This is a genomic window from Xenorhabdus sp. NBAII XenSa04 (genome assembly GCF_963866145.1).
GTDB lineage: Bacteria > Pseudomonadota > Gammaproteobacteria > Enterobacterales > Enterobacteriaceae > Xenorhabdus > Xenorhabdus indica.
In genome coordinates, this window is record NZ_CAWMEB010000450.1 from 32,890 (window position 1) to 44,257 (window position 11,368).

Genomic DNA, 11,368 nt, shown 5'->3' on the forward strand with positions numbered 1-11,368 from the left:
TTACACAGCAATAACGGGGTGGCGCAAATCACCTATTTTCTCAAGATGTGCTTCAATGACATCCCCCGGCCATAGCCATTCCTGCGGATCGCGCCCTGCCCCAACACCGGATGGCGTTCCTGTCGCAATGATATCTCCCGGCTCCAGTGTAATACCCTTGCTGATATCTGCGATCAAAGCATTAACCTTGAATAACATATGATGAGTATTGGAATCCTGCTTAGTCACTCCATTAACTTTCAGACGCAAAGCAAGATTATGCGGGTCGGGAATGTCATCAGCAGTGACAATGCAAGGGCCAAAAGGTGCATAGGTATCCTGACCTTTAGAGTAGATCCACTGCCCGGCACGGCGACAATCACGAGCGCTCATGTCGATCATCAAACTATAACCAAAGACATATTTCAGTGCGTCAGACTCTGGTACGCCCTTCGCACGCTGCCCGATGATCACGGCTAACTCCACTTCCCAATCTAATTGCCGGGTGATTTCACGATTGTGTTCAATTGCATCCCCCGGACCAATGATTGTGGTTGGCGGCTTAGAAAAAATAATCGGTTCTTTCGGCAGATCTTTTGCTGTATCAAGAGACAGACTGGATTCCTCAACATGTTCAACATAATTCAGGCCAATGCCGAAAATGTTTTTGCGCGGGCGGGGAATGGGAGCCAGAATTTTTACATTCTCCAATGGCCGGGTCACGCCGGTTGGCCATAGACCTTCAAATGAATTTAACAATATAGCTGTACTGTTTACGGCCAATGGCCCTAATTCGATAAAGTCCAGCATGTTATCCGGTAAGATACTTCCGGCATGAGCGGCCAATTTTGCCAAATCCACTACATGATTATTTACAATTGCCCCCAATCGTGCAGCAGCAGTGATTTCGGTACGATAAGTGATTAAACGCATCTTTCTCCTCCTACTCGTTGATGTCCGTCGTTATCGGTCAGGGCTTCTTCATAATACAACTGTAATGCCTGTATCACTGGCAGGTCATTGAAACAGAATAAACAAGCATCTTCCGTTTGTGATGTATTGACATGTTCATGCAGCGCCCATGAAGGAACACAGAAAATATCCCGCGCCTGCCAGTCAAACCGCTGACCATCAATAACAGAGTAGCCCTGTCCTTTCGCTACCTGATAGATAAAACTCCCCGTATGCCTGTGCGCCTTACCAACGAATCCGGGGCGTAATAGCTGCATACTGGCACCAAGAGTTGGCATCACATGACCTCCGGTCAACGGATTAGTGTAGTGCATCAGAATGTCATCAAAGGGTGAACCTTCTGAAACATGGGCATAACGTTGCAGTGCTGCATAGGTTGGCTCCCATTGATATTTGAACAACGGAGAATAAGGTTTATCCCAACCGATATTTTGCGGACGCAAGGCCGGTGCTCCCCAAAGAGCAACAGAGGCATCCACAGGTTCTGTTACCGCCTGACGTAAATCAGGATGTACCTTATAAAAGCCAGCTTCCAGTACATTGACTAACGGAATATCCAGACCGTCCTGCCAGATACATTGTGAACCATCAGGATCAACGCCATGTTCATGCCATGTTCCACCAGGGGTTAAAACAAAATCATTCGCTTCCAGCGGCATTTTATGTCCATTAACAATGGTATAAGCTCCGCGCCCTTCCATAATAAAACGCAGGGCGGAAGAGGAGTGAGCATGAGCTGATGCCGCTTCTCCCGGCCGCATAGTCTGAATCCCGGAATAAAGCAACCCCACGGCACTGGATGAACCCGGATCTCCAGCATTGTTTAGATAGACCACACGACGTCCCGCTTTTTCTGGTGTAACCAAATCAGCAGATTTCAGGACATGTTCACGCAGAACGCTATAACGCCAAAGTACCGGAACCGAAGCGGATTTCGGTTGCCACGGTTCAATTTTATTAGCGATTGTCCAGAGTGCACCTGTTCTGTGTTTCTCCAGTTCTTGGTAATAAGCCAGCAGTTCAGGGTTATCGGCGACATTAGCGCGACCGATAATGTTTTCCCGATATTGATCATGTGATTGAACATTTTCTTGTTGAGACATGGCTATCTCCTGTACGGATGGTAACTGTGATTTGAAAGCTAACCTGAGACCTATTGAATACCTCGCTGTATCTGCATCAATTGGCGTTCCAGTTGCTGTTTGCCATAAAGATAGGGTTTCGGCCAATCGACGTTTGTCCAGCCATATCTGGCACATTCATGTAGCAACCAGGCCGCATCGGATAAAAATGGACGTGATAAAGCACAGAGATCGGCCCGGCCAGAAGCAATAATGCCATTGATTTGATCAGCGTCTGTAATCGCACCAACCGCGATAACCGGCACATTGCCCTCATTACGAATACGATCAGCCATCGGAGTCTGATACATACGCCCGTACACAGGCCGTTGTTCAGCAGAAACTTCCCCTGTGGAACAATCCACCATATCCACCCCCGCATTGTGGAAGTGCCGGGCAATCAAAACAGCTTCATCAATGCTAGTTCCTCCTTCAACCCAATCGGTGGCAGAGATGCGCACAGATATCGGCAAATCAGCCGGCCAGACATCACGTACCGCGTTAAAAACAGCTAACGGGAAACGAAGTCGATTCTCCAATGTACCGCCATATTCATCATCACGCAGGTTAGTTATCGGTGAAATAAAACTGGAAAGCAGATAACCGTGGGCAGCCTGAATTTCCAACCAGTCAAAGCCCGCATCAATAGCCCGGCGGGTTGCCGCGACAAACTGTGCAATAACCTCACTCATTTGTGCCCTGGTAATAGCGGCCGGAACTTGTGAAATCGCTGATAAATAAGGCACAGCTGATGCCGACACCAGGGGCCAGTTACCTTCCGGCAACGGATGGTCAGACTGTTCCCATCCCCGTTGGGTCGAACCTCGTCGCCCGGCATGTCCCAATTGAATACCTATCAGAGTATCTGTGTTCTGATGGATAAAATGGGTGATCAACTTCCATCCCTGCACTTGTTGATCATTCCACAATCCTGTGCACGCAGGCGTCACACGCGCCTGTGGTGAAATTGCTGTCATTTCGGCGATCACCAACCCCACACCGCCCAATGCTCTGCTACCAAGATGGACCTGATGAAATAATCCCGGTATGCCATCCACGGCCTTATACAGTAGGGTAGGAGAAATCACGACGCGATTTTTCAGGGTGACTCCCCGCACCGGATAAGGTGTCAATATTGGTGGAGTTAAGGGAGACTGTTGGTCAGGCTGCTGATTAAACCAACGTTCATAACTTTCCAGCCATGTTTTGTCCCTCAATCTCAGGTTTTCATGAGAAATACGTTGTGAACGTGTCAGCAAAGAATACGCAAACTGTTCCGGCGGAAAATCTTCATAGCGCGCTACATTTTCAAACCATTCCGTGGAATTACGTGCCGCATTTTGGATTTTCAACACTTCCACACTGCGTACTTTCTGGTAATGTGACAAGCCCGCAGACAAATCTCCCTGATGCGTTTTCAGACTGTTAGTCAGCTCAATCGCATCTTCTAATGCCAGTTTTGTCCCGGAGCCAATAGAAAAATGGGCGGTATGGGCAGCATCCCCCATTAACACGATCGGTACATTTTTGCCGTTACCGCCCTCCGGCCTGATCCAGTGCACCCAATGATGACAGATGACACGAGGAAAACGGATCCAAATAGCAGCTCCGCGTAAGTGCGCTGCATTGGATATCAACTCATATCCATCCAGCCACGGGGCAAATATCTTTTCACAGTATGCAATGCCTTCTTCTTGTGACATTTTATCGATACCTGCGGCTAACCATGCCTCTTCTGTAGTTTCAACGATAAAAGTCGATAATCCTTCCTGAAATTGGTAGGCATGAACCTGAAACCAGCCATGTTCTGTTTCAACAAACAAAAATGTAAAAGCATCAAATATTTTTCGGGTTCCCAACCAGACAAAACGGCAATGGCGTTGATCAATATCAGGTGCAAAAGCCTCAGCATAGCGGGTGCGGATTTGGCTGTTGATCCCATCAGAAGCAATCAGCAAATCGGCATCGTATCTTCGGGCGATTTCCTGTTCGTCCTTAACCTGTACTTCGAACACCAACTCAACCCCCAACTGCTGGCAGCGATCTTGCAGGATATTGAGTAATTTTTTACGGCCAATACCGATAAATCCATGACCGCCGCTACGATTTATCGTTCCCTTGAAATGGATATCAATATTTTCCCAACGGCTGAATTCTGCACCAATGGTACTGGCTGATACCGCATCTGCCGCATTCAGGTTTTCCAATGTTGCATCCGAAAACACCACCCCCCAACCAAAAGTGTCATAGGGACGATTACGCTCGATCACGACAACACGGTTAGCAGGATTTTGTAATTTCATTAGCAAACCGAAATACAAACCCGCTGGCCCGCCGCCAATACATACGATGTTCATATTTTTTTTGTTCATGGTTTCTCTCCCGTTACACCATACCTGCCACGGCGCATAAATTCAGGGATTCAGTTAAGGTATTTAGTTTAGGTTATATATAGTTGAGGCATTGTTTTAATTAAGGCATTGTTTTAATTAAGGTATTGATTTAGTTAATGAGTAATAAAGTTCATCAGGGATCGGGATAGCCTGATGGGTATCCAGTGATGTCGTCACATAAGTCTGAACTGCACTCATCCTTAATTCTCCTTCCTTGCTGATACAGCGCTGGCGAAGTTTCAGTGATTTTTTGCCTATCTGCTCAACATTTAACTCCAGCCAAACCTGATCTCCCATTCTGCTGATCGCTTTAAACTCTGCCTCTAAATGAACAGTTGGCAGACCAAAGCGATGCTTAGCAATGTAATTGGCGTATCCGATTGAAGTTAATTCATCGAACCAGTCTTCGAACAAATTATTGAACATCACAAAATATTGGGGATAAAAAACAATCCCCGCAGGATCACATTCAGAAAATCGAATCTTATGAGGCTGTACAAATCTAAGCAGGCTCATCAGTGACTCCTCCTCAATGTTGTCGTTTTAATACCGTCGTTTTAGTACGTTGTTCTAAAATAGTGGCTTCAAGATGCTGTTGGTACTCACGTAACCGTCTGCCATCTTCATCTGCTAATGCCGCCTCACGCAGTTGTCGCAAGTTGGCCGGAGACAAATGAACGAGATGGCGATCAATAATCCCCATCAGGCTTTGAAAATTACGCAATCCACGGGTATGGGTATCACCGTATCCTTTAATCAACTGCTGGCATAGGGCAATTTCTACAGCCAACGCCGGGTCATGTTTCACTGCAATCACGATCCGCTGCAACCAATTTTCAATCCGTTCGGTTTCATGCTGAAAACGCAGAGTACGTCGGCGAACACGGCGTAAACCCGCCAGCGTATACAGCAACAAAAATCCCCAAATTGAACTGGTGGTAATGACACGCCCACGGCTGAATAGTTTTGTCAGCATCCGGTTTACAAAATGAGGACGGGATAACCAACGGCCAACAGGGGCGGGCAAGGTGTCACAGATCTCTTCCATTCTGGGATGCAGAAATTCATTAATTTCAACAAGCTCTTTACTGTGTGCCCCCACTTCTTTGTAAACCCGCTCAAACCGTCTGGCTCTGATTTTCAGATCTGCCACCCGAATAGTGTCTTCATAAGTCATCCACAGCGCCAGATGACGGGCAGTTTCACACAGTAGTCGCTGATGATGTTTTCCAGTCTGCTCAGTCAGATACTGCAATTTATCAAGATATAAATCGGCATAAGCCGGATCTTGATAATCCACCAAACGCCTGACGGCTTCAGCAGCAATTTCATGGATAGAGGAAGGCAATGTTTTTCGAATACGCAATAAAAAAGCTTTTATGCTCTCGTCATCGGTACGATTATGGTTGAAACGATTACGATTTAAGCGGCCATATTGAGAATGCTCATGATGAGAATGTTGATAGCAAGGCTGGTAGCCGGATTCTTCTGACTGTACCCTGCTCAATCCCAAGCCAAATGCTTGCAGGCTAGGTTTTACCCCCACGCCTCCTTTGATAATCGTTTTTTCAAAATGCATACGGCTGAATGGCAGGAGCCCCGTACCACAGAGTGCCCCAAACAACACAGCACTTATCACACTGCCACTCTTTTCTGCCATCCATGCCATGTCAAAATGGACAAAACGTAACGCAGCCTGTCGTGATTGCTGGATCAGGACATGGCTACCCACACGCCCGTCACCCATTGCTGTTTTCTCCTCCATTGAGAATACTCGGTGAGTTGAAGTGATCAACGTAGTACGATCCGGCGTCACAAAACCGCGCTGGACTGCACGTCCGGCTTCCATTAACTCAGAAGCCAATACAATATCCACATCACCGGGCGTTGGCATTAATGCCAGTACCGGAGCCGGAACATCGGGATCATCTGCTCCGGGGAACAATTCGACATAATATATCGTCGCACCTGTCCGTTGTGCGACACCGGGTACGGATGTTGCCTGAGCAAAATAACCATGCTCTTCACCCAAATTGACGATCCAATCTGCCAGTACACCACCACCCTCACCTCCCATTGCCAAAATCGCAATTTTGATAGGTTGGATTTTCGGTTTCATAATCGGAGACTGAATGGATGATGACATAGACATAATTTCCCCTTAGAGCCTACAGGGTTTAGCTTTTAAACGTCATACCGCTCGCGACGTTTAGCATCACGACGTTGCAAATAACTGATAAATCCTTTACGAATACGATGAAGCAACCGCTCCCGGTAGTTGGGGTTGGTGATGATCCGGGCCTTAAAGAAAGAAGGACACAATACCGCGACATGGGAAACTTCCCCGCACAATCCACAACCCACGCAGCTATTCAATACTGTTGCCACCGGATCGGTACGCAAGGGATCAGGATTTGGCTTAATTGACAGTGAAGGACAACCAGACAAACGGATACAAGAGTGATCTCCCGTACAAGTATCAGGATCAACGCCAAAGCGTTCACGCACTATTCGTTGTCCTGCCGCTATCGTTTCTCTGTTCCTTTTTTTCTCACGGCGCTGTTTATTCAACATACATTCACTCTGTGCGACCACGACTTTCGGCCCCTGTTCACTTGTTGTCAGTGCTTCCCGCAGAGTATGGATCATGGTCTTAAGGTCATAGGTACGTTTGATCGTGCGTATCCACTTCACCCCAACGCCTTTAACCGCTTTTTCGATATCATGACCCGTACTGCGGCTGGCGTTGAAAGCAGTTGAAGATGGAATATCCTGCCCTCCTGTGGCGGAAGTGTAGCTGTTGTCCACAATAATGGTCAGATTGTCACTGCGATTAAAAACACTGTTAGCAATACCACTCGTCAAGCCGTTGTGCCAGAATCCCCCATCTCCCATCACTGAAATCGCTCGCTTATCCACAACTGGTACACTCAATGCTGCTGCGCTCGCTGCACTTAGCCCATATCCCATCGTGGTATTCCCCAAATTGAATGGAGGCAAGATGGCAAACAGGTGGCAACCAATATCCGCACTGACATGATGTTGACCCAATTCCCGCTCTATCAATTTCATAGCGGTAAAGATCGGACGCTCCGGGCAACCCGTACAAAAACCGGGCGGGCGGACATGAACCACATTATTTTCTGTCACTGACGATTTTTTGTCTGATGAGTCTTTATCTGATGAATTCTCAGCGGGCAAAGTAACCGTCGGAATGCGCACCTGACAGGCCGCGACTGACACTTCAGCTTCAACCTTGCCGTAACGTTCAAGAAAAGCACGAACTCCTGCTAACACAGTGGCTGTATCATATTCTCCCGCCATTGGCAGTAAATCTTTACCATGTAACCGAATGGTAATATCACGCTGCCGTAAGATATTGGCGATATTTTGTTCTACAAAATTAGGTTGACCTTCTTCCAATACTAAAATTGCCTGCTTGCCATAACAAAAGCGTTCAAATTCCTCATCGATCAACGGATATGCCACATTCATGACATATAGCGGAATCCGGCTGTTACCGAACACATCCGCCAGCCCTAACAAATTTAGGGCTCTGATCACGGTGTTATAGCATCCTCCCTGCAAAGCAATGCCTATGTCATCAGCACTTTCAGCAAAAAATTCGTTCAATTCCTTCTGCTGAATAAAGCGCACAGCAGCAGGCCAGCGTTCCTGAATTTTCTCTTTCTCATGTAAGAAGCTGGCAGGAGGCAAAACAATCCGATTGAGCTCACGCGCCGGATTTGTCAGTGCATCTTTTATTTTGAATGCTGATACGCGATTATCTGCGCAAACAAACCGACCGTGCACATGGCAGGCACGGATACGCATCTGCAACATCACTGGTGTATGGCTGGCTTCCGATAACGCAAACCCCATTTTTACTGCCTGCACAATTGAAGGCAGATTGGGACGCGGATCAAGCAACCAGATCTGGGATTTCATCGCAAACGCATGGCTGCGCTCCTGCATGATGGAAGAACCTTCACCATAATCTTCGCCGACAATAATCAGCGCACCGCCTAAAACGCCACCGGATGCCAGATTTGCCAACGCATCTGAGGCAACATTTGTGCCTACAGTCGCCTTAAATGTGACAGCCCCGCGTAATGGATAATTAACAGAAGCCGCTAGTGTGGCAGCGGCCGTTGCTTCACTGGCACTGTTTTCAAAACGAATACCATATTCGGAAAGGATCGCTTGCGCATCAGCCAGGACATCCATCAGATGGGAAATGGGTGCGCCCTGATAACCTGCAACATAAGCAACGCCTGATTCCAACAACGCTTTTGTCACAGCGAGTATGCCTTCCCCTCGGAAAAGTTCCCCCTGACCCAAACGTAATTTTTCCACTTCTTTAACAAATGATCGTTCCGCCATGATCAATCGCCTCGCATTTCTGTATGGGTATTATGTAATGAGAGTATGAATCAACGGTCAATACATGATCTGTCATGTCATTATGATTTACGCAGTGTCTGGATAGAACATGCAGAGAGCGGATAAAAAAAACCGCCAAAACAGATATGAATGAGGGTGATTGAAACTTATTACTATCTTAATAATGAGTAAGGTTTCTCATGAATATATTCATAATCATATATCTTCCATTTAAGCAAAATGTGGATACTGCTAGTAGAAAACTGTATAGCTTTAATAAATGTTTAAAGAGGTATCTAATAATGATGGGCAATCCGTGGTCTCACTATTATTCTGATCCCAGAAGCTCTGATTCAAGGTACGCAGACCCAAAATATGCAGTACCCAAAATTGAGTCTCACCTCAATTCTCCAGAACATTTACTTTTTTCATCCCATGATCTTGATGAAGTGAAATCAATGGTCGGTCGGGTGATGAAACCCCACCAGCTAAATATACTGGGTAGCAGCCGGAAGCTGGATGCCAGAATGCACTATATCCCGTTTGGGGACTTTTCCATGAGCCGCCTGCGTTACGGGGCTAATGTTGAAATCAATCCGAACGCACTGGAGTCTTTTTTTCTTATTCAGATGCCGTTATCAGGCAGTGCCTGTATTGAAAGCGGTGGTCAGCACCTTGATTCAACACCAAATCTGGCCTCCATCCTCAGCCCGGATCAGCATACCTCCATGCGCTGGAGTGCCGATAATGATCAGTTTATGATCAGGATCTCCCGCACTTTGCTGGAAAGAACCCTTATTGGACAATTGGGGCATCCTTTGGATCAACCACTGGTATTTGAACTGGGGTTTGAATGGCAACGTTGTCAGGCGTGGCGCTGCCTGATGCTCTATCTGCTTGAATATACGACACAACTACCTGATATTCTGCAATATAAACTTATTACTGGTCAGATTGAGCAATTACTTTCTGTTACCCTGCTGTCCACCCATCAGCATAATTACAGCGGCTCCTCCACGAATCGTCGCTGTTCCATTCGCCCACGACATGTACGAAAAGTGCAGGAATATTTACAGGCTCATGCCCATGAACCTATTACGGTAGAGCAGCTTGCTCAAGTGGCAGGAGTCAGCCTTCGCAGTCTCTATTCTGGTTTCAGGGAATTTTTGGATATCAGCCCGATGCAGTATTTACGCGACTTGCGCATGGAACATGTTCGTACAGAGCTACTGGCAGGAGAAGCAAGCAATGTCACGGGAGTCGCTCTGCGTTGGGGGTTCGCCCATATGGGACGATTCAGTGCAGAATATAAGGCACGCTATGGTGAAACACCGAGTGAAAGTTTAAAGCGTGGTTAAATTTAAGCAATATACCGCCGATTATCTGATTATTAAAAACCAATGCGGCAAAAACAAATATAAGCCGAGATAAAAATTTATACCCTATGGATTTCAAAAAGCAACTTGAAAGACAACGGGTATATAATAAATGATCTTACCTTCATATATTACTTATAATTCATTCACTCTCTTAAATCGGAGAATAATAATTCTATCTAAGTTTTAAACTTTGTTTGGCTACCAACAAAAATAATATTAAAAAATCATTAATAACTTACTAACAAAATAACTTAATAAAATTATTCATCAAAAATAAAAAACAACAATATATACGCATTAAACTTCAAATTGCAATTTACAACACTAGATGAAACCTGATTTCTCCCCGCTTCGCGGGGAGAAATCATACGCATCTTGAAGTTAGATTGGTATAGTAATCAAATCATCAACAGACGGTTATAAATAGCTTTAAATATACCACCTTACCTCTATAAACCATAAAAAATGGCCATAATAAACAAAAAATAATATAGACATCAACTCAAATGAGAATCACTATTGCACTGCAAAGGGTTTTATGACCATAAAGTGACAAATAAAAGCAATGATAATATTACTGAAAATAAACTAAAAAATAAGGCAGGTGATAAGGATGTATACTTGAAAATATCAAAAATAAAAAATCAATCATTACCCAATAAATATTAACTATTTTTCATTAAGGAGAGTGTTGAAAGATTGCGAGATTATCTGTAATAACACTATGATAGATTATGCCAATACCGATTAAACAAAAATAACAATTTAATATTGAAAGATATAAAATCAGATGTATATCACCCTTAATTAAATGAATGCTAAAACATAAATTAATTAAGATCAGGCAAATAATTAAATCTACTCATTTACACCATAAATTACAAATAACTTGTAAACGGAATACATTCGTATAATTTATTATGAGAATATCTGAGAATTCATTGCGTCCGAACTTATATCCCCTCCACCCTTCTCAGGAAGATGTGTTTTACGAACAGGCACTTTATGAAAATAGTCCAATACACAATCTCGGTTGGTATGCTTTTATAGAAAAACAGATTGATATAGCCCTTTTGCAAAAGGTGTGGAATGTATTGCATCAACATATTGATATGTTGCGCTTGCGCATATCGGTTAATTC

At 45.0% G+C, this 11,368-nt stretch carries 7 protein-coding genes; 1 reads left to right on the top strand and 6 read right to left on the bottom strand.

The features are described from left to right. The 6 genes from AAC147_RS19650 to AAC147_RS19675 form a co-directional block, all read right to left on the bottom strand. Nucleotides 1–912, bottom strand: coding sequence for a fumarylacetoacetate hydrolase family protein (locus tag AAC147_RS19650; RefSeq protein ID WP_047684122.1), 912 nt, complete (start codon nucleotides 910–912; stop codon nucleotides 1–3). Next, entirely contained in the window at nucleotides 903–2,054 is a 1,152-nt protein-coding gene (locus tag AAC147_RS19655) for a cupin domain-containing protein (protein ID WP_047684125.1), read from the bottom strand. The genes AAC147_RS19650 and AAC147_RS19655 overlap by 10 nt, the downstream gene beginning before the upstream one ends. A 50-nt stretch (nucleotides 2,055–2,104) precedes the next feature. Next, complete coding sequence (locus AAC147_RS19660) at nucleotides 2,105–4,444, bottom strand: bifunctional salicylyl-CoA 5-hydroxylase/oxidoreductase (protein WP_231571525.1); 2,340 nt, start codon at nucleotides 4,442–4,444, stop codon at nucleotides 2,105–2,107. Nucleotides 4,445–4,561: 117 nt separating this feature from the next. Then, nucleotides 4,562–4,981 carry an acyl-CoA thioesterase gene (locus tag AAC147_RS19665; RefSeq protein ID WP_047684128.1) on the bottom strand — a complete coding sequence of 140 codons (420 nt, stop codon included), beginning with the start codon at nucleotides 4,979–4,981 and terminating at the stop codon, nucleotides 4,562–4,564. A gap of 13 nt (nucleotides 4,982–4,994) precedes the next feature. Continuing rightward, the gene (locus tag AAC147_RS19670) at nucleotides 4,995–6,617 is read right to left on the bottom strand and encodes an indolepyruvate oxidoreductase subunit beta family protein (protein ID WP_231571526.1); all 1,623 of its coding nucleotides are present in this window, start codon (nucleotides 6,615–6,617) and stop codon (nucleotides 4,995–4,997) included. Nucleotides 6,618–6,649: 32 nt separating this feature from the next. Next, on the bottom strand, nucleotides 6,650–8,848 hold the full coding sequence (locus AAC147_RS19675; RefSeq protein WP_047684130.1) for a thiamine pyrophosphate-dependent enzyme: 2,199 nt from the start codon (nucleotides 8,846–8,848) through the stop codon (nucleotides 6,650–6,652). A 302-nt stretch (nucleotides 8,849–9,150) separates the two neighbouring features. Here AAC147_RS19675 and AAC147_RS19680 point away from each other — a divergent pair, with 302 nt between their 5' ends. Beyond that, on the top strand, nucleotides 9,151–10,206 hold the full coding sequence (locus AAC147_RS19680) for an AraC family transcriptional regulator (RefSeq protein ID WP_156115401.1): 1,056 nt from the start codon (nucleotides 9,151–9,153) through the stop codon (nucleotides 10,204–10,206). Nucleotides 10,207–11,368 lie beyond the last annotated feature (1,162 nt).